18 protein-coding genes are annotated in these 23215 nt (G+C 63.5%); 14 read left to right on the top strand and 4 right to left on the bottom strand.

Going from position 1 to position 23215, the window contains the following annotated elements; genetic code table 11:
* The 4 genes from rfbB to NCW75_08405 are packed head-to-tail and all read right to left on the bottom strand — an operon-like array spanning position 1 to position 3215.
* On the bottom strand, positions 1 to 1059 hold the full coding sequence (gene rfbB / locus NCW75_08420; protein ID UYV11328.1) for a dTDP-glucose 4,6-dehydratase: 1059 nt from the start codon (positions 1057 to 1059) through the stop codon (positions 1 to 3).
* On the bottom strand, positions 1052 to 1915 hold the full coding sequence (rfbD, locus tag NCW75_08415; GenBank protein UYV11327.1) for a dTDP-4-dehydrorhamnose reductase: 864 nt from the start codon (positions 1913 to 1915) through the stop codon (positions 1052 to 1054). Before rfbD ends, rfbB begins: the two co-directional genes overlap by 8 nt.
* Positions 1912 to 2448: a hypothetical protein gene (locus tag NCW75_08410; GenBank protein UYV11326.1), complete on the bottom strand. Its 537-nt coding sequence runs from the start codon at positions 2446 to 2448 to the stop codon at positions 1912 to 1914. Before NCW75_08410 ends, rfbD begins: the two co-directional genes overlap by 4 nt.
* Positions 2445 to 3215: a sugar phosphate nucleotidyltransferase gene (locus NCW75_08405; GenBank protein UYV11325.1), complete on the bottom strand. Its 771-nt coding sequence runs from the start codon at positions 3213 to 3215 to the stop codon at positions 2445 to 2447. Before NCW75_08405 ends, NCW75_08410 begins: the two co-directional genes overlap by 4 nt.
* A gap of 273 nt (positions 3216 to 3488) precedes the next feature.
* Between NCW75_08405 and NCW75_08400 the strand changes: the two genes are divergently transcribed.
* The 14 genes from NCW75_08400 (at position 3489) to NCW75_08335 (ending at position 23208) form a co-directional block, all read left to right on the top strand.
* A complete protein-coding gene (locus tag NCW75_08400; GenBank protein ID UYV11324.1) occupies positions 3489 to 5246 on the top strand; it encodes an ABC transporter substrate-binding protein in 1758 nt (585 codons plus the stop codon).
* 35 nt (positions 5247 to 5281) lie between these two features.
* Complete coding sequence (locus NCW75_08395) at positions 5282 to 6871, top strand: ABC transporter permease subunit (GenBank protein ID UYV11323.1); 1590 nt, start codon at positions 5282 to 5284, stop codon at positions 6869 to 6871.
* A 13-nt stretch (positions 6872 to 6884) separates the two neighbouring features.
* Positions 6885 to 8324: an ABC transporter permease subunit gene (locus tag NCW75_08390; GenBank protein ID UYV11322.1), complete on the top strand. Its 1440-nt coding sequence runs from the start codon at positions 6885 to 6887 to the stop codon at positions 8322 to 8324.
* Between the two features lie 269 nt (positions 8325 to 8593).
* Positions 8594 to 11176 (top strand): hypothetical protein, encoded by a 2583-nt coding sequence (locus NCW75_08385; protein ID UYV11321.1) that lies wholly within the window; start codon positions 8594 to 8596, stop codon positions 11174 to 11176.
* Between the two features lie 97 nt (positions 11177 to 11273).
* A complete protein-coding gene (locus NCW75_08380; protein ID UYV11320.1) occupies positions 11274 to 13073 on the top strand; it encodes an SLC13 family permease in 1800 nt (599 codons plus the stop codon).
* Positions 13074 to 13115: 42 nt separating this feature from the next.
* Positions 13116 to 13997 (top strand): sulfotransferase domain-containing protein, encoded by an 882-nt coding sequence (locus NCW75_08375; GenBank protein ID UYV11319.1) that lies wholly within the window; start codon positions 13116 to 13118, stop codon positions 13995 to 13997.
* A 163-nt stretch (positions 13998 to 14160) separates the two neighbouring features.
* A complete protein-coding gene (locus NCW75_08370) occupies positions 14161 to 15210 on the top strand; it encodes an NAD-dependent epimerase/dehydratase family protein (protein UYV11318.1) in 1050 nt (349 codons plus the stop codon).
* A 5-nt stretch (positions 15211 to 15215) separates the two neighbouring features.
* Positions 15216 to 16280 carry a hypothetical protein gene (locus tag NCW75_08365; GenBank protein UYV11317.1) on the top strand — a complete coding sequence of 355 codons (1065 nt, stop codon included), beginning with the start codon at positions 15216 to 15218 and terminating at the stop codon, positions 16278 to 16280.
* A 116-nt stretch (positions 16281 to 16396) separates the two neighbouring features.
* A complete protein-coding gene (locus NCW75_08360; protein UYV11316.1) occupies positions 16397 to 17488 on the top strand; it encodes a hypothetical protein in 1092 nt (363 codons plus the stop codon).
* 37 nt (positions 17489 to 17525) lie between these two features.
* Positions 17526 to 18458 carry a class I SAM-dependent methyltransferase gene (locus NCW75_08355; protein UYV11315.1) on the top strand — a complete coding sequence of 311 codons (933 nt, stop codon included), beginning with the start codon at positions 17526 to 17528 and terminating at the stop codon, positions 18456 to 18458.
* 9 nt (positions 18459 to 18467) lie between these two features.
* Entirely contained in the window at positions 18468 to 19757 is a 1290-nt protein-coding gene (locus NCW75_08350) for a glycosyltransferase family 4 protein (GenBank protein ID UYV11314.1), read from the top strand.
* Between the two features lie 143 nt (positions 19758 to 19900).
* The gene (locus NCW75_08345; GenBank protein ID UYV11313.1) at positions 19901 to 21853 is read left to right on the top strand and encodes an HAD-IIIC family phosphatase; all 1953 of its coding nucleotides are present in this window, start codon (positions 19901 to 19903) and stop codon (positions 21851 to 21853) included.
* A 24-nt stretch (positions 21854 to 21877) separates the two neighbouring features.
* On the top strand, positions 21878 to 22108 hold the full coding sequence (locus NCW75_08340; GenBank protein UYV11312.1) for an acyl carrier protein: 231 nt from the start codon (positions 21878 to 21880) through the stop codon (positions 22106 to 22108).
* Positions 22109 to 22200: 92 nt separating this feature from the next.
* Positions 22201 to 23208, top strand: coding sequence for a hypothetical protein (locus NCW75_08335; protein ID UYV11311.1), 1008 nt, complete (start codon positions 22201 to 22203; stop codon positions 23206 to 23208).
* Positions 23209 to 23215: the final 7 nt, after the last annotated feature.

Below are 23215 nucleotides of genomic sequence, written 5' to 3'. Positions count from 1 at the left end.
CTATCGGGCGGTCGCGCCGTACATCTTCTCGTAGTAGTCGCGATACGCCCCGCTGCGCACGCGCTGCCACCATTCGGTATTGTCCTGGTACCAGCGGATGGTGTCTTCCAGGCCGTTGGGCCAGGCGCTGCGCGTGGGCTCCCAGCCCAGTTCATTGCGCATCTTGCTGGCATCGATGGCGTAGCGACGGTCGTGGCCCAGCCGGTCGGCCACGGGGCGGATCATGTCTTTGCCCTGGCCCATGACGTCAAGGATGGCGTGCGTGAGTTCCAGATTGCTGCGCTCGTTGTTGCCGCCGATGTTGTAGACCTCGCCCACGCGGCCGCCTTCCAAGACGGAGAGGATGGCCTCGCAGTGGTCGACCACATGCAGCCAGTCGCGCACGTTCTTGCCATCGCCATACAGCGGCACCTGCTCGCCCTGCATCAGGTTGGTCACAAACAGCGGGATGACCTTCTCGGGGAACTGGTAGGGCCCGTAGTTGTTGCTGCACCGCGTGACGAGCACGTCCATGCCGAAGGTGCGGTGGAAGGCCATCGCGAGCATGTCGGCGGCGGCTTTCGAAGCCGAGTACGGGCTCGATGGATCGAGCGGCGTGGTCTCGGTGAAGAGTTCCTCGGGCTTGTCGATGGGAAGCGAGCCGTACACCTCGTCGGTGCCGACTTGCAAGAAGCGGCCGGCCTTGCCCTCGTCGCCCCAGGTATTGCGACACGCCTGCAGCAGCACCTGCGCGCCCAGCACGTTGCTGGTGATGAAGGGCGAGGCGTCCTGGATCGAGCGATCGACGTGGCTCTCGGCGGCGAAATTCACGACGCCGTCGCACTCGGCCAGCAGCCCGGCTACCAGTTCGCCGTCGGCGATGTCGCCCTTGACGAACGTGTAATTCGGGTTGTCTTCGATGCCCGTGAGATTTTCGAGGTTGCCCGAATACGTCAGCACATCGAGATTTGTGATGCGCACTTCAGGCCGGGCTTCGAGCAGATAACGCACGAAGTTCGATCCAATAAAGCCACAGCCACCCGTCACGAGCAAGTGCTTGAACGTTCTCGTCTCAGGCATTGGTGATCCCTTCCGGCACGCGACGCAGCACGTCGGCCAGGTTGTCCTTCCAGTGGGGCATCGGGCCCAGCTCGGCCTCGGTCTTGCTGATGTCCAGCACGCTGTACGCCGGGCGCTTGGCGGGGCGTGGGAATTCGTCGCTCGTGCAGGGTTCGATGTCTGCCGTTGCGCCGGTAAGGCGCTTGATTTCCTGAGCGAACTCGTACCAGGTGCATTCGCCGCCATCGGTGGCGTGCCAGTGGCCGCGATTCTCGTTCAGCGCAAGATCGATCGCGCAGCGTGCCAGGTGCTCGGCAGATGTTGGTCGGCCACGTTGATCGTCGACGACTGAGAGCGAGGGCTTTTCGGCTAGCAGCTTGCGCATGGTGAGCACGAAGTTCTTGCCCCAGGGCGCGTACAGCCAACTCGTACGCAGGTGCAGCCAGCGATCCTCGTTGGCGGCTTCCATTGCTTCCTCGCCCACAGCCTTGGACCGGCCGTAAGCGTTCACGGGTGAGCGAGTGTGGTCAACCGGATAGGGCTCAACGCCTGAACCGTCGAAAACATAGTCCGAGCCGAAGGTGACCAGCAATTCGGCCTTGCCCGCCCCAAGAATTTGCTCGATCGCGTGGCCGTTGGCCCTTGTTGCCTCGGGTTCGTGCGCTTCGGTACCGTCCACATCGGTCCACGCCGCACAGTTGAACAGGACATCACACGGCTGCATACTGGCAATCGTGTCGGGCTCTGCCAGATCGATCTCATCGCGCGAGAGCGTGGTGAACTGGATCTCTCGGGCCGAGAGTTCGGCCATCAGCGCACGGCCAAGCATGCCGGTGCCACCAAGCACAAGAACCGATTTGCCAGCGAACTCGCTCATCCGTGCTGCACGCCCCACGGGAACGCCTCGACCGCGTCATGCCCCATGCGGAACTCGTCGGGCGTACTCGGGTCGTACTGGTGTGTCACGTAGTACAACAACCCCGCCGGCTCGTGGCCCACGGTCGCGCAGCCGTGCCACAGCGGTGGGGGGATGATCACCACCCCCGGCCGGCGTTCGCCGACGACGGCCATCCAGCGGCGGCCGTCGCTCTCGCGGAAGATCCCGGTCTTGACGTGCCCGTTGATGCACAGCCAGAAGTCGGTCTGCTTGGTGTGGCGGTGCCAGGCCTTGATGACGCTGGGGTACATGACCGAGTAGTTGATCTGGCCGGCCGGCCCCAGCACGCCCTGCATCAGGTTCATGACCGACCAGCCGCGGTCGTCGGCGAAGATCGACGCGGGGATCAGCAGCGGCTCGAGCTCCTCCTTGGCCATCTCGAACGCTTCGGCCGGCGAGAGCTGGACCGTGCGGATGGGCTCGGGCTTGCGCGCTTCGGCGGCGGTGGGCATGTCCGTCACGGCGCTGCTCATGCGTGGGCTCCTGCGGCTGCTGGCATCTGGGTGTGGTTGGCTCCACCCTCCCGCACCATGGTCGAGGCGCGGTGCAGGCTCTCGAACGTGCCCGCGTCGGTCCACCAGCCCTCGAGCGTGTCGTACGTCAGGTCGCCACGCTTCAGGTAGTAGTTGTTCACGTCGGTGATCTCGAGCTCACCACGGGCGCTGGGCTCGAGGCCCTCGCACATGTCGAACACGTCCGAGTCGTAGAAGTAGATGCCCGTCACCGCGCTATTGCTGGGCGGGTCCTGCGGCTTCTCGATGATCTCGGCGATCTTCGCATCGGGTCCATCGCCGTCGAAGCGCACCACACCAAATCGCTCGGGGTCGTCCACGGTCTTGAGCAGCAGTTTGGCGCCGCTCTTCTGCGTGAAGAACTCGCCGGCGGCCTTCTTGAGGTTGCCCTCGATGATGTTGTCGCCCAGCACGACGCAGATCTTCTCGCCGTCGGCGAAGTCCTTGGCCAGGCGGAGCGCGTCGGCGATGCCGCCCTCGCCCTCCTGGTAGGCGTACGCCAGCCGCTTCACGCCCAGGTCCTGCCCGTTCTTAAGAAGCTTGAGGAAGTCGCCCGCGTGCTCGCCGCCGGTGACGATGAGGATCTCGCTGATGCCAGCATTCATGAGGCACTCGATGGGGTAATAGATCATGGGCCGATCGAACACCGGTAATAGGTGTTTGTTCGTAACCAATGTCAGCGGCCGTAGCCGTGTGCCGAGCCCGCCTGCCAGTATTACGCCCTTCACAGCCCACCTCCTGGGGTTGGTCCCACCCCGTTATCGACCAATGGGTAGGCCAACTCGCGTCGGCCCGGGTGGGGAAATGTTCCATGCCGCCCGGGTCCCCTCTCGACGGTATTGTTGCCCAGGGACCAGCGCGAACCTGTTTGCGACCAAGAAGTTGGCGCAGACGGGGCGACCCGGTACCCTGCATCCTCAGGGATATGGATCAAGCCCAGGTGGGCCCGACCGAAAAGGAGGCCAGCGGTGACTGCAAACAGATATCGAACAATTTTGGCGATGGCTCTGGCCACCCTGGCCGTGCTGGCCAGCCTGGCTCCGGCCCAGGAGACCGTACTCCGCCTGCCGATGCGCACCGTGGGCCCAAACACGCTCGACCCCGCCCAAGGCTCGACAACCTACGACAACATGGCCTGCACGCAGGTATACGAGACGCTGCTGCAGCCCAAGTACACCAATCCCAATGAGATCGAGCCGCTGCTGCTGGCCGAGATGCCCACCAGCTACACCGACGACCAGGGCCGTAAGGTCTGGAAGTTCAAGCTTCGCGAGGACGCGAAGTTCCACGACAACGAGTGCTTCCCCAATGGCAAGGGCCGGGCGGTCAAGAGCGACGACTTCTTCTACTCGCTGAAGCGTCTGGCCGACCAGCGTGCGAGCGAGGGCAAGAACTGGTGGCTGCTGGCCGACACCATCGTGGGCTTCGATGAGTACAAGGCCCGCCAGGACCAGGCCCCGCAGTTCGACTATGACGCGCCCGTGGAGGGCTTCCGGAAGCTCAGCGACACCGAGTTCGAGGTCGTGCTCAAGGAGCCCATCTACCGCTTCATCTGGGTGCTCCAGATGTTCCAGACCTCCATCGTGCCGCGTGAGGCGGTCGAGTACTACAACGCCAACGGCGAGAACGCCTTCTCGGCCAATCCCGTGGGCACCGGCCCGTTCATGTTCCGCGAGTGGCGTCCCAAGCAGTCCTTCACCGTCGTCAAGAACCCCAACTACCGCGAAGCCTACTACCCCAGCGAGGGCTGGTCGTCGGCCGACATCGAACGCGGCTTGGACAAGGCCGCCGGCCAACGCATCCCGATGGTCGATCGCCTCGAGTTCTCGATGTACGTCGAGGACAACCCGCTGTGGCTCGACTTCGAGAACGGCAAGCTCGGCTTCATCGAGCTGCCCTTCGACTTCTTCGAGAAGGCCTTCAATCCCCGCACCAAGCGCATGGATCGCGGCCTGCGTCGCAACGGCGTTGAGTACGTTGTCGAGCCGCAGCTCGACTTCATCTTCCGCACGTTCAACATGGAAGACGAGCTGGTCGGCGGGTACACCCCCGAGAAGATCGCCCTGCGGCGCGCCATCAGCCTGGCGGCCGACCTCAACGAGATCAACGAGTCCTACTACGCCGGGCTATGCACCATCTACGACGGTCCGATCCCCCCTGGCCTGGACGCCCACCCCGAGGGCCACCGGGTCGAAGAGAGCTGGATGGGGCCGAACCTGGAAGCCGCACGCGAGCAGCTCGCGCTGGCCGGCTATCCCAACGGAGAGGGTTTGCCGCCCATCGAGTACGTCACCAGCCGCGGCGGCAAGAACAAGGAAATGACCGACATGCTGGTCCGCCAGCTCGCCGAGGTCGGCGTCCGCCTCGAACCCGTGCTGGTCGACTTCCCAGACCTGATCGCGCGTGTCAACCGCCGCGAGGTGCCGTTCTTTGGCTTCGCCTGGGCCAGCGACTACCCCGACGCCGAGAATAACCTGGCGCTCTTCTACTCGCCCAACGCCGCGCCGGGCAGCAACCACGGCAACTACAACCGCCCCGAGTTCGATGAGATGTACGAGACGGCCCGTCTCATGGAGCCTGGCCCCGAGCGGACCGCGCTGTACACGAAGATGCGTGACATGATCATCGCCGACGCGCCGTACGTCGGTGCCCTGGCGCGCAACCGTTACTTCATGATCAACGACCACATGGAAAACGCCAAGCCCACGCAGCGATTCTGGTCGTGGTTCAAGTACTGCGACACCAACCAGACCCGCTGAGCCGGTCACCAGTCACGAAAGGCGGCTAAACCGGCATGTGGGCGTACGTCCTCCGACGCATCTTGTACAACATCCCCGTGTACATGGGGGTGATCCTCTTCCTGATGATTCTGCTGCGCCTCACCGATCCGGTGACGGCGTATCTGGGCAAGTATCCGACGTACGACCAGTACAGCACCAAACGCACCGACTTCGGGCTCGACAAGCCGCTGCTGGGTGACTGGCAGATCGGCGGACGCACCTGGCAGGTGCGCGAGGGCGGCGTCGGTGGTGATTACCTCGAGAAGGGCCGTGGCACGGGCAAGGGCTACGTCCAGTGGACCTTCGACCTGCCCGCCGGCACGTACAAGGTGCAGACAACCTGGCCCTCGATCGAGGACGAGGAAGGAAACCCTGAATCCGTCGGCGAGGCCGGGCTTGTGTGGGTCCGCCTGATCGAGGGCGACATCGCGCTGCGAACGGTCTCGATGGACCAGACCCGCCCGGCGCGGTCCGTCGAGATCGACGGCGTGGGCTGGAACGACCTGGGCAGCGTCGACCTATCCAAGGGCGAATCGTTCACCGTCCGCGTTCTCGATGATTCGAGCAAGGGTGCGGTGATCGACGCGATCCGCGTCGAGCCGGTGCGTGTGAACGAGGGCGAGTTGCCAGAGCCGTTCGTGGTCGACGCCGACCCCGACCTGGCCAACGTCGAGGTCGTCGACGATCCGTGGACGATCGGGCAGTTCGGCCGCAGCCTCTGGGATAACCAGTATTTTGCGGCGCTGAAACGGATCGTGACGCTGCGTTTCGATCAGAAGAGCTGGTCGGTCGAGAGCCAGAGTGTCGGCGAAATCATCTCGACATCGATCGTACCGAGCTTGTCGGTCACGCTGCCGGTGCTCATCCTCACCACGCTCATTTCCACAAGTCTGGGCCTGCTCGCGTCATTCAATCGCGGCCGGCCGCTCGATCGCGGCGTGATGTTCCTTGCCGTGCTGGGCATGAGCATCAGCTATCTGGTGTACGTTATCGTGGGTCAATATTTTGGGGCCCAATGGCCCAGGCTCGCATTCGATCTGGAGATTTTCGCCGTCTCGGGGTACGAACCCGTGCTGCCATTGTGGTCGGACGTGCAGATGCAATTGCAGGACAAGGGCATCGAGAACCCCGGCTTCTTCCGCACGCTGTGGGGTTGGATCGCCGGCGTGCCCAAGGCATTGAGCGGCTGGCCGTATTACTGCCTGCTGCCCGTAATCATCGGCGTCATCGTGGCGATGGGCTATGACACACGCTTCTACCGTGCCGTGATGGTCGAAGAGTGCAACAAGGATTACATCCGCACCGCACGCGCCAAGGGTGCCAGCAACCGGCGGGTGATGTACCGCCACATGCTGCGAAACGCGCTCATCCCCATCATCACCCGGGTGATGATCTCACTGCCGTTCATCATCATGGGCTCGCTGCTTGTCGAGATCTACTTCCGTATCCCGGGCATGGGCCAGCAGTTATTTACGGCTATCACGAACAAGGATTTTCCAGTCGTCGAGGCCATCACGGCCCTGCTCGCGGCCATCTTCATCTTCACCATTATCCTCACCGACGTGCTGTACGCCGTCGTCGATCCACGGGTGACACTCAAGTGAGAGGGGCTGCACGTTGAGCGGATCACTGTTGGATCGCAAGATCGAGGGCGAGCTGGCCCAGGGCAAGCAGGGGTGGTTCAAGGCCTTCCGCCGCTCGCGCGCGTTCCGCACCTTCGTGCGCGATCGTGCGGCCGTCGTCGCCCTTGGTGTTATCTCTGTCTACATCTCCATCGCCGTGCTCATCATCGGCGCGCAGCTGGTTAACGCCATCTCGGGCGACCGCCTGGCCGACACGTTCATCGTCAAGGAGCTCTCGATGGCCCGGGCGACCGAGCGTGTCGGGCCCGACAGCCTGCCGGGGTTCTTCGAGCAGGCAGATGCGGACACGCGGCTCCAGCACGCCGACTACATGCTCTCACAGGTCGAGCGCGAGCTCGATCGTGAAGATCCCGAAGCCGCCTTGCGCGACGTCAACTTTGCCGAGTTACGAGTGGTCGATGCCCCGATCGAAGAGATCGATACGCTTGTCATGGCCGCGTACGACCAGTTAGACGAGGTCGACATTATCTACGAGGACTACGAGAACCTCCTGGATGACTTGGCCGACGCTCGGGAGGAAGTTCGTACCGCAGTCAGCGAAGCAGATGCGCAGGCTGCACAACAGCGTATCGATACACTGAAGCAGGATACTGACGAAGCATACACGGAATTGCTCACCGCTCTCGACGTGCTCGACGAGCGTGTTGATGCTGTGCTGCCCGATCCTGCTGGCTTCGGTGGGTTCATGTACAACATGCGTCTCTTGCTGGGCACCGACTCGCAGGGCCGGTCCATCATGTGGCGCGCGGTCTACTCCATCCGGGTGGCCACGCAGGTCGGCCTGGTGTCGGCGATCATCGCGGTTGTGGTGGGGGCGTTCCTCGGCGCGATGGCCGGCTTCTTCGGCGGCTGGGTCGACCACGCCATCGTCTGGCTCTACTCGACGCTCTCGAGCGTCCCCTACATCGTGCTGCTCACGGTCGTGGCATTCGTCTTCGGTTCCATGGAAGTCACGGTGCCGTTCACCGACGGCGTGAAGGTCCACCAGACCCTCATCCCGATGTACGTGGCCTTCGGCGTCACATTCTGGATCGCCCCGTGCCGGCAGATCCGCGGCGAGGCGCTCAAGATCCGCTCGCTCGATTACGTGCAGAGCGCCACGGCGCTGGGAGCGGGCCGGTTCTACATCATGCGCAAGCACATCATCCCCAACGTGCTCTTCCTGGTGTTCATCAACTTCTCGCTCATCTTCATCGGTGCCATCAAGAGCGAGGTCATCCTCAGCTTCCTGGGCATCGGCGTGCAGGGCCAGCCGAGTTGGGGCGTGATGATCAGCGAGTCGCGCGGCGAGGTACTCAAGCAGTTCTTCTGGCAGATCGGCTCGGCCACCGCGTTCATGTTCGGCTTGGTGCTGGCCTTCAACGTCTTCAGCGACGCGCTGCAAGACGCGTTCGATCCCAAGCACGCCCGCTAGGGCAGCCGGGCCACACCCCATCAAACACAAAACCCACGGATGGCATTCGTGGGCAGAGCTGCACGCGTTGGCGCACAAAAAAAACACGATGTCCGGCAGCAACCAGGCATCGTGTTTAGGAGGAGAGAGACAAGACATTTCAAATATGCGCTCATTTTTGTGGCACGCCAGCCATTTGTGAAAGAAAATGTGTTGGGGGCAGGGCCGTGCAAGTCGCAACGGCCAGGGAGAGGGGCCGCATGTCCAATTCGAGGGTTATCAGGTATAGCATGGCATTGATTGCCGTATTATGTACGGTATATTCTGCCGATGCAGGGGTGAGAATCAGCCATCCGACCGCCAGGATCAAGATCGCGCCCGAGACCCTCCCCGACGCGCTCGCACGCGGCCAGTGGTCGATCTTGGTCTGGATCTATGCGCCCGAGGCGGTCACCGAACCGAGTTCACTGATCTCGATCGGTGGTCGCCTCATGGTGGAGGTCGATGTTCATGGTTTGTCAGTCAAGGCCCGGCACGCCCACCAAGGGGCCGTTTTAAGGATCGATAGCCCGCTCCGTGGGGGCCGATGGCACCTCCTCGCAATCTCCATGGATCATCGCGGCGATACCGCCCGGGCGTGGCTCGCCACCCAGCCCGATGGCTCGGCCGAGGGCGACATCCCGTCCGATTCGTGTCGTCTCGAACCCGTTGGTAGCGGCCGGTCGCTGATGCGTGCGGCCAGGCCCGCAGGTGATCCGGCCGTTGGTCCGAGCATGCCCGTCGGGCCCGTTTCTCTCTCTCGCGCGACGCCTGTGGTACATGATACTGAATTCCTGCCAGACACCGCAGGCCTGGTGATCGGCTCATTGCATCCCGATGTGCCGGCAGCCATGCTGCAGTACGAAGCCCTGGTCATTCGTGATCATCCGCTCAACGGCGTTGATCTCGATGCAGTTTGGCGCAGCCGAGACTATTACGGCCCGTACCGACTCGATACCCAAGTTGACGGTGGGTTGATGAACGGTTGGCGTGGTGGGCAGTTGCTGGCCTTCCATGGGATGTGTTCGAGGCCCAACGGCCCGGGTGGCGAACTAGCGAAGGCGTCCTGGCCGGGTGCCGAGGTCAACACCAGCAACATCTTCATGCTGACGCAGCCCACGCTCGTCGATCCGAGGTTTAGTTTTGCGTTCCGTGCCGTGTTGCCGGTGGAGCAGGCCAGTGGCGCGGTGCATCGCAGCCGTCTCGAGCCCGGCCTCGGGGGCTTCTTCCAGATTGAGTCAGCACCCTTCGATGCACCCACCGAGCCGATCGGCGAGCTTGGGCCTATGGCTCGCATGCTGGCAACCGAGCCCAGCGGTCTCGTCCGCGTGATGGTGAGCGCGAACAGCCGGGGCACGCGGGGCTCCCTCACGCCGCAGCCTTGGCCAGAGAATTTCGCGCACGGGTTTGTCCAAACGCTATTACCTCAGACCGCGGGCGTGCTGATGCGTCCCTCGACGCTGCTCGACGCGCGCGGGGGGTGGTTTGGCCTGGATACCGGCTTAACCAGTCCCCTGACGGTGCTGGTCCGGTCATTCCACTCTCGCACCGACGGTTGGGCCGACTTTACCCGCTTTGGGTCTGGTACGCTGCCGAGCGTCAGCCGCGGCCCCGGACCGGTGTCCAATATCTCTCCGGGCGGTGAGTACCACCTGCGGTGCGGTCCGGTCTCCGACAGCCTGTTGGTCGCCGATGCTCCGCTTGTCGTTCGGTCAACGCTGTTGGCCTTCCCCGGTTCGAGCGAACTCCAGTGGTATCCCGAGCGGGGCGTGATGCAGGATGGTGAGGGAATCGTGCTCGGCGATGTCGAACATCTCGCCCTTGATACGACTCGGGTGGTCCGGGAACTCAGCGGCGATGATATCTTCCTTAGCGATACCGAGTTGACTTTGAACGATCGGGTCGACGTACGGGTAGGCGACGCCGTCGTCATCACGAGCGGTCCGGGGCGTGGCGCTGTCTCGGTTGTCGTGGGCGTTATCGCTGGCATCGAAACGACGACCGCGCAATTCTCTCATCCCTTCGGCGTACGCCCCGAGGCGGGCGCGGATATGCGTATTGGCCCGTGGCGATTCGTATCGGTCGAGCATCGCTTCGACGCGGTTCCAGAGTCTGACGACCAGAATTGGCGCGGCCAGGTCCTCAGGGCGGCCGCCGACGACAACATGGGCGTCATGGTGTGCGGCATCAGCGCCTGGCGCCCGGACGTGGACGGCTACATCTTCGGCACCGCCGGCCAAGGCGGTCAGGGCTACACCCCACAACTGGAAAACTCGTTCCCCGGGGCACCCGCGGCCTGGGCCCGAGAGACTCAAGCCGATGTCTGGATCCAGGGCATCGCGGGCCAGAGCTCGATGCCGGCCACGATGCTTGACTATCTCGACGCGCTCCGAGATGGCCTCGGCGCGGACGCCGAGATCATCTGGGCATCCGACGCGGTACATGCCCATTCATCGCACGAACGATGGCACAATTTCCTCCGGGATCAGGCAGATGCAGCAGGCGTGCCCGCCGTTTTTGCGGTCGGCCATCCGCGGGTTGGGACATACTTCGAACAAGCTGCCAGTGGGATGCGCACGGACGACGCGCACTTCTCGAGCTTTGGCAATCGCGTGATCGCCGAAGCCTGGCTCGATCAACTCCGGATTCTTGCCGGGGATGATCAATGCGACACGGCCGACTACAACCAGGACGGCTCGATCAACGTCTTTGATCTCATCTCGTTCCAGGTCGATTGGGAGGCCAGTGACCCCCGGGCCGACCTCGACGGCGACGGCCGATTCTCGATCATTGACTATCTCCTGCTCCTTACCGCAATGGACCGTTGCGTCTGAACATGGTCCGCCCCTCTGGCATATATGCTTACCCCCAGCCATGTGCCGATGATGCCCCCGGGTATTACGGCCGGCGTTGGTGGGAGTACATGGGTCCATGGGCATCGAAGCGGTCATCGTGCTGGGCGTTATCGGGGCCGTGCTGGCCGCGCTCATGCTCACGCGCATCGCCGCAGACGCGATCCTGGTCTCGGCCCTCACGCTCCTGCTCGTGGTCCCGGTGCCAAAGAGCGGTGGCATCACGCTGGGCGTCCTGACACCAAAAGAGGCCATCGGCGGATTCGCCAGCACCGGCTTGGCGACCGTGGCCGTCCTCTTCGTGGTCGTCACGGGCCTGAAAGAGACCGGCGGCATCGATTGGATCTCGACCCGCTTGCTCGGCCGGCCCCGGACCCTGCGCTCGGGCATGGTCCGTATGGCCGCCCCAGTCGCGGGCATGAGCGCCTTCCTGAACAACACGCCCGTCGTGGCCCTCATGATCCCGGCAGTCGGCGATTGGTGCAAACGCACCGGCCTGTCGCCGTCGAAGGTCATGATCCCCCTTAGCTACGCCGCGATCTTGGGCGGCACGTGCTCGCTCATCGGCACGAGTACCAACCTGGTCGTCGCGGGCATGGTCATGGACCAGACCGAACTTGACGACATCGGTATGTTCGACATCACCTGGATCGGCGTGCCCTGCGTCGTGGTGGGGCTGACGTTCCTGCTGTTGCTTGGGCCGAAGCTGCTGCCCAACCGTGGCTCGCCAGCGAGCGTCATGGCCGACCCGCGAGAATACACCCTCGAGATGATCGTGCCCGAGGGCAGCGCCCTGGCGGGCAAGACCGTCGAGGCCGCGGGCCTGCGAAACCTGCCGGGATGCTTCCTGGTCGAGGTCGAGCGCGAGGGCGGCGTGATGGCGGCGGTGGGGCCCGACTCGGTGCTGCGAGCGGGCGATCGTCTCGTCTTTGCCGGTGTTGTCGAGGCCATCAAGGACCTGCAAGCCCTGCGAGGCCTGACGCCCGCGACCGATCAGGTGTTCAAGCTCGACTCGCCCCGGTATCGGCGACGCTTGTTCGAGGCCGTAGTCTCGCGCACGAGCCCCGCGGCCGGCCGCACGATCCGCGAGGGACGGTTCCGCAATACCTATGACGCCGTAGTCATCGCCGTAGCACGCGAGGGTGAGCGACTCAAGGGCAAGCTCGGCGACATCGAACTCAAGCCGGGCGACACCGTGCTGCTCGAAGCCGACCCTGGGTTTGCCGAGCGGCATCGCAACTCCCGCGACTTCCTGCTGGTGAGCGCGCTCGAAGATTCCACACCCCGCCGTCACGCGCGGGCACCGCTGGCGATCGTGTTCCTGGCGGGCATGGTCGCGCTCGCGGCTCTGGGTGTGCTCGAGATGCTGGCGGCCGCGCTGCTGGCAGCGGGTCTTATGGTGTTCTCGCGATGCTGCACCATCACCGAGGCGCGCCGCAGCATCGATTGGTCGGTGCTCATCGTGATCGGGGCCGCACTCGGCTTGGGCGAGGCACTGCGGGTCTCGGGAGCCTCGTCGGATATCGCCCTTGCCATCTTGAATGTTGTGGGCACGCATCCCTGGTTGGTGCTGATCGCGATCTACGTCATCACGAGCCTGGCGACCGAGGTCATCACCAATAACGCGGCCGTGGTGCTGGTGTTTCCCATCGCGGTCGATGCCGTGAATCGCCTTGACGTGAGCCTGATGCCCTTTGTCATCGCCATCATGATCGGTGGGTCGGCGAGTTTCGCCACGCCGCTGGGATACCAGACCAACCTGATGGTCTACGGCCCGGGCGGCTACCGCTTCGCCGACTTCCTCCGCATTGGCGTACCGATGAACATAATTATCGGAATTACGACCGTAGTGCTAACGCCCCTGATTTTTCCGTTCTGAGAGAGCTGCGCCACCACCCTTGCTTTGTGCTAGGCTCGATCTATGGCAAGCCAGCCCGGCCACATCGCCGACGCGGGAGCAAACCTGATCCCATCGGGCGTCAAGCCGGTGGTGGTTGCCTCGCACCGCCGTTCTGGCACGCATCTCATGCTCGACCTGCTCCGCCGACACTTTGCGGCTTGCCGGCCGCCTTTCCGGTTTGGTGTGAATCCTCATCGCTATTTGTACTTCGTACTCGATCGCCTGCGCCCATCGCATCCCCATCACGCCGATGTAGAGGCCTGCCTCCGCGTGATGCGGACGATGGAGATGCCCACGCTCAAGACGCACAACACGCCCGATTTTCCGGACATCCCCGCTGAGAACGCGAAGTTGTGCCACGAGGCCCTGAGTGATGGCGTCGTGCTCTACTGCGTGCGTGATGTGCGGGCCGTACTGGCGAGCCTGCAGGCGTTTGATGCGAGTAACAACCCCAAAGCGAGGGTCTCGTTATCGAACTACATCCGACAAGAAGTTGACGGCAAGTCGCGGCCCCAAATCTGGGCCGAGCACGTCCTTTCCTGGCTCGATCACGACCCGGCACCCAACATGATCCGCTTCGAGGACGTGATGGCCGAGCCCAAGGCCATGGTCGAGAAACTGGCGGGGCTGCTCGGCAAGGAGCCGTTGTTGGTCGATCCAGTACTTCCGCCGAAGATGCGGCATCGCCGCCAGCGGTGGCTGGCGATGGTGACAGGTGTGCCAGCGAGCACAAACATTATAGGACGCAAACGTGCCGCCGAGTTGCTCGACTGGCGCACGGGCTACACCGCCGATGACATCGAGTTTCTCGAAGAGCACACCGGGGACCTGATGCGGCGGCTGGGCTACCTCCAGGGCGAAGATTGGTCGCTGAGCGCCCAGAGACACCCTTCGGGTGGGTGAACACAGCCGTGCCCTACAGCGAAGCAGTGTCGGCGGCTGGGGTCACGCTGGCTGGGTTGCCGGCCCCGAGCGCTATACCATCACCCCTCGCCCGCGGCACGGCCTGACGCGGTGGGCACTTCACGGATGGATCGACACGGTGCAGGCCCAATGAGGAGCGGACATGGCGGGCGACTTGGTTGTTGTTGCGGGCGGTGGTGGTTTCATCGGTGGTCACCTGGCGGCGGACCTGATGCGTCAGGGTTTCCGCGTGCGTTCGGTCGATCGCAAGCCGCTGGACGAGTGGTACCAGGTCCATAACGACGCCGAGAACCTCGTGGCCGACCTGAACGGCATCGATGCGTGCCGGCAGGCGTGCCAGGGTGCCGATCAGGTCTACCAGCTTGCCGCCGACATGGGCGGCATGGGCTTCATCGAGACGCACAAGGCCGAATGCATGCTCAGCGTGCTCATCAACACCCACATGCTGATGGCTGCCAAGGACGCGGGCATCAAAAAATTCTTTTACAGCTCCTCGGCGTGCGTCTACAACGGCGACAAGCAGACCGACGAGGACGTCGTCGCTCTGAAGGAAGAGGACGCGTACCCCGCCCTGCCCGAGGATGGCTACGGGTGGGAGAAGCTGTTCAGCGAGCGCATGTGTCGCCACTTCCGCGAGGACTTCGGCATGTACGCCCGTGTGGCCCGCTACCACAACGTGTACGGCCCCTTCGGCACCTGGGAAGGCGGCCGCGAGAAGGCGCCCGCCGCGATGTGCCGCAAGGTGATCGAGGCCAAGCTCAGCGGTGACCACGGCATCGAGATCTGGGGCGACGGCAAGCAGACCCGCTCGTTCATGTACATCGATGACTGCGTCGAGGGCAGCCAGCGCATCCTCAACTCCGACTGCATCGAGCCGCTCAACCTGGGCAGCAACGAGCTGGTCACGATCAACGGCCTGGTCGACATCGTCGAGGACATCGCCGGCATCAAGTTGGATCGGAAGTACAATCTGGATGCGCCCAAGGGCGTCAACGGACGCAACAGCGATAATGACATGATCGAGCGTGAGATCGGCTGGTCGCCTTCCATCCGCCTCCGTGATGGCATGGAGCGGACCTACAAGTGGATCTACGACGAGCACATGAAGAAGTACCAGGGCAAGGTGCCCCAACGCGAAGCCGCACCCAAGGGTGCCCACGTGGGCAAGCAGCCCGCTGGCACCGCTCGATAGGCGATGTGAGGATCACAGTGATGGAATTCAGAGCGGCAACGAGCATCCTGCTGGTCGTCTTCGCGTGGTCTATGTCCGCCGTTGCTGCTCAAACCCGGGGGATCGACGCGCAAGAGGCCCCAGGGGCACAAGCGGACATCGCGACCCCATCGCACGACGAAGTGGCGGCTCGGGCCATCAAAGCGCTCGGTGGCCAGGACGCGATTGACCGTATCCAGAGCGTGTACATGAAGATTGCTATGTCGGCCCCCGATCCCAAGGGCACCCGCGAAATCTTCTGGTCGCGCGACAATGGGCTCGTCGTGAAGCTCAGTATCCAAGGCTTCGAAGCTGAGCAAGGCATTGTCGGCTCGACTGGATGGCAGCTCGACCCGTCGGGGCGCACCGCCTTGCTACCCGAGGCAGTTCTAAAGGAATCTCGCCGGAGCACCACGCAGTACCTCTTTGCACTTGGTATTGAGAAGTTCGCCGACTTCGGGTACACACGGCTCGACGCAGACCACGAGGTGGCCGGCCAGATCAATGGCAAGCCCACCCACAAGTTGGTGTACGGAGACGGGAAGAGCGGGCAGACGACGATCCACCACGACGCCGAGTCCGGGTTGCCGATCGCCATCGAGCACGTCCGAACACGAGATTCATTGACGGTCACGACCACATTCGATGGCTGGGAAGAGATTGATGGCGTGCTATTTTTTCGCAGCGGGATCGTCAACGCGAAGCCGCCCGAAGGCGAGCTGCCGCCACCAACGAAACTCGATTTTGAAACGATCGAAGTGAATCGGGTCGATCCTGACCGATTTGCGTTGCCCGAAGAAGTGAAAGCACTCCTGACAAACCAGGATCAAGATCTCGAGGTTGAGGGCGAAATCGCGTTCGAAGATCTTTCCCCCGAATCTCAGAAAGAAGCGACCGAGCGTATCGAAGCATTAAAGGCTGAGGGGCCAGAGAGCGTCAGGGCATTCATCGAGCAGAACATGCCGATGGTTGATGAATTGGCCGATGGCCCACAGAAAGACATGCTCCGGTACATCCTCCAAGAGCTCCGTAAGGAGATCCAGGGAGGCTGACGCTCCACAGGATCGCGACAGCACCGAAATTAACGCGGCGCCAAGTACGTGTGCCGTTCAAGACTCAGACCCGAGTTTCAATACACACACATCTTGCCTTGAGGGAGACTGCTTCCATGTCCAAGAAGATCACAAGCAACATGTCGCGGGCACGCTGGGCCGGCCCGGTTACCGCGGGTCTCATGCTGGCTCTTGCCGGCGCTCCAGTATTTGCCCAGAACAACAACGGTAACTCGGAAACCAAGCCCGCCACGCAGGCCAGCCAGGAAGGGTTGCCCAGTGTCGATAAGCTCGCCGAAATGACCGTGGAGGCCGTTGGCGGTCGCGAAAACATTGAGAAGGTCAAGACGCTCCACACGGTGATGAGCATGAGCGTGCAGGGCATGGCGATCACTGTTGAAAGCAAGTGGTCCCGTGATGGTGGCCGTTTCACCAAGAGCGGGAGCCCATTCAGCAATGAAATGAGAGGCACTGATGGCACAACAGCATGGATGAAGGTTGGCCAGGGCAGCTACATGCTTATCGATGGTGCCCAGGCCGAGCAACTCCATGATCAGGCCTCGCTGCACATCGAGATGCTGAACCCGAAGAAGCTCAGCGATCGCATGGAGAGCTCAGAGGTCGTTGCCCGGGAAGAATTCAACGGTCGCATGTGCTACAAGGTGCGATTCGATTCCGAGGATACCGAGGGTGAGCGCCACGTGTTCTTCGATGCAAGCAACGGCATGCCGATGGGCATGTCCGAGACCGAGCAGACCCCGATGGGCAAGCAGTCGGCGAAGTTCACTCTTGGCGACTGGAAGACGATCGATGGCGTGAAGTTCTTTCACACGATGACGATCGAAACCCCGCAGCTTCCCGACGGTTCGGCAGAGATGAAGTTGACCACCCTCGAGGTGAACACGCTCGACAAGGACACCTTCGCCCTGCCCGCGGAAGTGAAGGAACTCGTCGCCAATGCCGATAAACCCGCCGAGGAGGATACGGGGGGGAACGAGGTTGCGAGCGGTGACGAGATCAAGCTCGAGGACCTGCCCGAGGCGTACCGCGAGCGGACCAAGATGATGCTCGAGCAGGTGAAGCAGGCCGGCAAGGAGTCCATCGAGGTTGCCCTGCAGCAGTACGAGCAGGTGCTGCCCAATATCCCCGAGGGGAACGACAAGCTCACGCTCCAGTACATCATCCAGGAGTTGAAGAAGGTCAAGTGACTCGTAGCCGGGTGGAATGGAAGCTGAAGGAGCGGGCATGATCGGACGTATCAAGGCGGCCCTGCCCGCTCTTCTCGTGAAATTCAATAAGCTGTCACAGCGCTTTGGCGTCACGGTGCTGCCCAACCATTTCTATTCCGAGATTCCCGACTTCAACGAGTTAGCCCGGACCACCGGATGGCGCAAGCCGATGTCGATGCACGGCATCGACTCTGCGGCCGAGGCGACCCAACTCGCGACGCTGGCCTCGTGGATAGCTGCGGGCAAGGCGGCTGGTGACGTGGTTGGCGTGCACGATCGTGCGTGCGAGGCCAACGGCGAAGGCGGGTTCGGGCCCATGGAGGCCCAGGCCCTCTACGCGTTTGTTGCACGCGAAAAGCCCGCGAAGATCGTGCAGGTCGGCTGCGGTGTTTCGACGGCCATCATCCTTGAGGCCGCTAGGGATGTGGGTTACAAGCCCGAACTGGTCTGCGTCGAGCCGTACCCGACCGACGTGCTCAAGCGGTTCGCGAGCGAGGGCAAGCTGACGCTCCACAGCGCGAAGGCCCAGGACGTGCCCTCCGACGAGCTCGCCGCGATGGCCGATGGTGGGTTCCTGTTCGTCGATTCCACCCACACGCTCCGGCCGGGCAGCGAGGTCATCGTGCTGGTCAGCGAGATCCTGCCTCGGCTCTCTGCCGGAACGTGGGCGCACTTCCACGATATCTACTTTCCGTACGATTACGGCCCGGCATTGCTGGACGAGGGCGTATTCCAGTTCCGAGAAAATACGCTGCTGTATAGCTATCTCGTGGACAACGCCCGGTGGCGGATCGAGGTGTGCATGTCCATGCTGCACCACATGCAGCGCGAAGGGTTGGCTGGCACGCTCACGGGCTACGAGCCCATGCCAATGACCGAAGGCCTCCGCGCGGGCGAGGGACACTTCCCGGCCTCGATCTACATCCGAGCTGTTGGCGAGCCGATATAAGTGTCAACGATGCCGACCGACAAGCCCGCCATCATCATGATCAGCCAGGTGTACGTGCCCGATCCGGCGAGCGTGGGCCAGCACATGCACGACGCGGCCGCCGAACTCGTCCGACGCGGCTGGCGGGTCGTTGTGTATGCCTCGGCAGGTGGGTACGAGGACTCGTCGGTTCGGTACCCGAAGCGTGAAGTGCTCGACGGCGTCGAAGTCAGGCGCCTCGGGCTCTCGAGCTTTGGCAAGAAGGCCTTGCCCATCCGCGTGCTGGCGGGCGTGCTGTTCTTGATCCAGGCGATCGCCCGGGGGATGTTCGTCAAGAACACCAAGGGCGTGTTCGTGAGCACCAGCCCGCCGTTCACGGGCGCGTTCGGCACACTGCTGGCCAAGCTCAAGCGGGCCGCGCTGTTTTTCTGGGTGATGGACCTGAATCCCGATCAGCTCATCCAGATCGGTGCCATCGGCCCGAAGCACCCGGCGGCGATCATCTTTGATGCGGGCAACCGTATCACGCTCCGACGGAGCGATGGCGTCGTCGCGCTCGATCGCTTCATGGCCGAGCGGGTGAATCGGAAGGTTGACGTGGGCGATCGGATGGCCATCCTGCCGCCGTGGCCGCACGAGGACCACGTCGAACCGGTGGAACACGCCGACAACGACTTCCGCAAGCAGCACGGCTTGGATGGCAAGTTCGTGGTCATGTACTCGGGCAACCACGGCATGACCACACCCGTGACCACCGTGCTCGACGCGGCCCTGAAGCTGCAGCACCGCGACGACCTCGTGTTCATGTTCATCGGTGGTGGCGTGGGCAAGGCCGATGTCCGCCGCGTGATCGAAGAGCACAGCCCCACGAACATCATCGACCTGCCCTACCAGCCGTTCGATCGCTTGCGATTCTCGCTCTCGGCGGCCGACCTGCACGTCGTGACCATGGTCGATCCCGCGGTGGGCTGCATCCATCCGTGCAAGGTGTATGGTGCGATGGCGGTGGGGCGGCCCATCCTGTTCGTCGGACCGCGGCCGAGCCACGTGACCGACCTGCTCGACGGGCAGGACGTGGGCTGGCACGCGGCACAGGGCGACGGTGACGCGTGCGCCGAACAGATCGAGGCCATCACGGCCCTAGCACCCGAGCGGCTGCGGGAGATGGGCGACAAGGCCCGCGCCTACGTCGACGAGCGGTACACCCAGGCCCGGCTGCTCGGCGAGTTCTGCGACGTTGTGGAACGATCGATCCAGCGCAGGCATCCGGCCGTCGAGGCCTCTCCGCCCACGGCCCAGGCTTCCCAAACTCGGACCTGAATCTGGCCGATCCTTTCCCATGCCGCGGCCGTAGATAGGCCGGCTGCTGGGGGTTGTCGTGGGCCTCGGCATATAGTCTAACAGGCCGCTTTGCGCCGTTTGTTTGGTTGATAGCAGGGTATTTGACGACTCGGAGAGCGCCGTTGGGTCAGGAGGGTTCAAGCCAGATCGATCCGCCATCGCGCGACGCCGTGGATGCCGCGATCGGTGCCGCGCTGGCCGTTGCCGATGAGGCCTCCCGCCTGGCCGAATCCCGCCGGGCGGCCCACATGCTGGCCGCCCACTGGCGGGCCGCCCCGTCGAGCGCGGCTTGGATCGCCGGTCGGTTCCAGAAGCTCGCGCCAGCGCTCGCGGCTCCGACCTGCGACCTGCTCGTGCTCCGCAGCTTCACCCTCGAGCCCGTGGTCCCCCTCGCGCGTGCGTGCATGGCCGAGTACGGCGTCGACCTGCGCGTTCGCTTGGGCGAGTTCAACGCTTGGACGCAGGAGCTCCTGTCGCCCGCCTCGGCGGTGTACCAGGACCCCAGCCCGGACGCCATCGTGCTCGCCGTGCAGACCAGGGACACTTCCCCGGCGTTGTGGTTCGAGTCGGCAACGCTCGATGGATCGGCCTTGGCCGACGAGGCGGACCGCGTCGCCGAGGCGATCCTCGGCCCGCTGCGCGCCCTTCGGGAGCGAAGCCAGGCCCACGTGATCGTGCACGCCTTAGAGAAGCCCGCGGCGCCAGCTACCGGAATTCTTGAATCGTCGGGCGGCCAGGCTGTGACCCAATCGGCGGCGATCGATCGCGTCAACGCGAAGCTGCGCGAAGCCGCCGCCTCGATGCCGGGCGTGTACGTGCTCGATTACGACGGCCTGATCGCCCGATTCGGCCGTGATCGCTGGTACGACGAGGACAAATTCCTGACCGTGCGCCTGCCGATGGTCGCCGAGGCCCTGCTGCCGCTGGCCCGGGAGTGGTCGAAGCATCTCTTGCCCGCGCTGGGCCGCCAGGCAAAGTGCCTGGTGCTCGATCTGGACAACACGCTGTGGGGCGGGGTTGTGGGCGAGGACGGCCCGACAGGCATCCGTCTGGGTGTCGAGCACCCCGGTGCCCACTACATGGCGATCCAACGCGCCGCCCTCGACCTCTACCACCGCGGCATCCTGCTCGCCCTGTGCAGCAAGAACAACCCGGACGACGCGATGGAGGTGATCGAGAAGCACCCACACATGGTGCTCGGGCCCGAGCACTTCGCGGCCGTGCGCGTCAACTGGACCGACAAGGCCCAGAACCTCCGCGAGATCGCGGCCGATCTCAATATCGGCGTCGATTCGCTGGTGTTTCTCGACGACAACCCCGTTGAACGCGAGCTCGTGCGCAGCCTGACCCCCGAAGCCACCGTGCTCGAACCCGCGAGCGACCACCCACGCGACATGCTCGCGGCGGTACGCAACTGCCCGCTCTTCGAACGCCTCGCGCTCAGCGGCGACGATCGCAAGCGCGGCCAGATGTACGCCCAGCAGCGCCAGCGGGCCGAACTCGAGAGCAGCGCCGGCTCACTCGCGGACTACCTCCGATCGCTGGAGATGGAAGCCGACGTCGGCTTGCTGGATGCCTCAAGCGATGGGGCGATCATCGAACGCGTGGCCCAGCTTACCCAGAAAACCAATCAACTGAACACGACCACCAAGCGGTACACGGTCCAGCAGATTCGGTCGATGGCCGGCGATCCCGCTTGGCGCATCTACTGGGTAGGCGTGCGCGACCGCTTCGGCGACAACGGCATCGTGGGTGTCATGATCGCCAATACGAACAGCAAGGCATGGGAACTCGACAGCTTCCTCATGTCGTGCCGTGTCATCGGTCGAACCGTCGAGACGTGCATGCTCGCCACGCTCGCCGAGCACGCTCGTCAGGCCGGGGCGCCGGCGCTGCGGGGATGGTTCCTGCCGACGAAGAAGAATCCACCGGCCGAGGCGATCTACCGTGAGCACGGATTTGCCGAACTCGAGCGTACCGACGAGGGCGTGCTCTGGGGTTTGGATATCGTTGCCGATGCACCCGAGCAGCCACAGTGGATCACCCGTCAAGTCTTCCTGCCCACGCCCGCTTGAATCCCTCTTCACGGAGCCCAGCGCATGCCCGAATCGGTGTTAGACACGACCTGCGAGATCATCGGCGACGCTCTGGGCCTGCCGCCGGTGCCGCAAGACGCCTCTCCCGAATCGATCGAATCGTGGGACAGCATCGCCCATCTGAACATCGTGATGGCCCTCGAGGGCGCGTTCGGCGTGACGTTCGATCCCGACGAGATCCCCGAACTGGTTTCGCCGTCCGCGATCGCCCAACGCGTGGAGGCCAAGCGCTGACCACCACGGCCGCCCGGACCAACCTGCGCCGCGCGACGGCCGATGATCTATCCGGTATCGCCGGCCTGCTGTCGCAGCGTGATGGTTGCGAATTGAGTGTACACCATGTCGACCGGGCGTTGTGCGGGCTCGATGAGCAGCACGCTGCGATGTGGCTTGCCACGGTCGAGGACCAACCCGCCGCAAGCACAGCGATGTATCTGCGTTCGCTCCGGGTTCCCGATCGGGATGAGCCGCTGCAGATTGGCTACTGGGCGCACCTGTTCGTGCTGCCCGAGCATCGCAAGCTGATGCTCTATCCCCAGCTCGTGTTCACGATGCGCAAGGCGATGGCCGAACTCGGCATCGAGGCGATCCTGACCGCGATGCGACGGCCCGAGGTGACCAAGGGCCACCTCAAGCTGGGGTTCAAGGTCGTTTGTTCGTGGCCGGTGCTCGTCAAGCCGCTCAAGCCGTTCGCCTTACTGGGCAAACACAAGGGCATCAGGCTCGCGTCTGCCGTCGCTCCGATCGGAGACGGGCTTTGGCGTGCCGGTCAATCGATGCTGGTTCGCAGAGGCGATCCGGGCCTGACCGTGGAGTCTTTCGACGCCGAGCGTGTACGAGGCGAATCGCGAATGCTGCAGGAGATCTGCACGCTGCTCGCAGATTCGGCGCACGATCGTGCCGCGACGATTTGGAAATCCAACCTCCTGGAGGCCCGGCTCGGTGGTGGGGTGGACGGCGAGCCCTACTCGGTGCTCATGGTCCGTCGCGATGCCAAACTAGAGGGCGTGGCGATCTGCCGCCTGGCCACGCGAGGCAACGACATTCGCACCGGCGTGATCCTCGAATTGGCAGCCGATGAAGAAAACAATAGTGCTCTGCGTACTCTCGCAATCGCCTGCGAGCGTGAGCTTGCCGATAGGGGCGCCGAGGCCATGCTCTGGCTCGACGGGGCGGGCCGGCAGACGTCCGACATGCTGCGGGGTATCGGCTACCGAACCGCTGCCGACGAGACGTACCGCCTCATCGCTTTTACCCAGGCGGACGCCGAGCCCGTGCTCCCCAGCGATGCGGACGCGTGGCGGTTCACTTTTCTTGATCATGACGCGTTCTGAGTTATTC

This window comes from Phycisphaera sp. (genome assembly GCA_025916675.1).
In the GTDB taxonomy this organism is placed as follows: domain Bacteria; phylum Planctomycetota; class Phycisphaerae; order Phycisphaerales; family UBA1924; genus JAHCJI01.
This window is presented reverse-complemented; position numbering and strand designations above follow the sequence as displayed.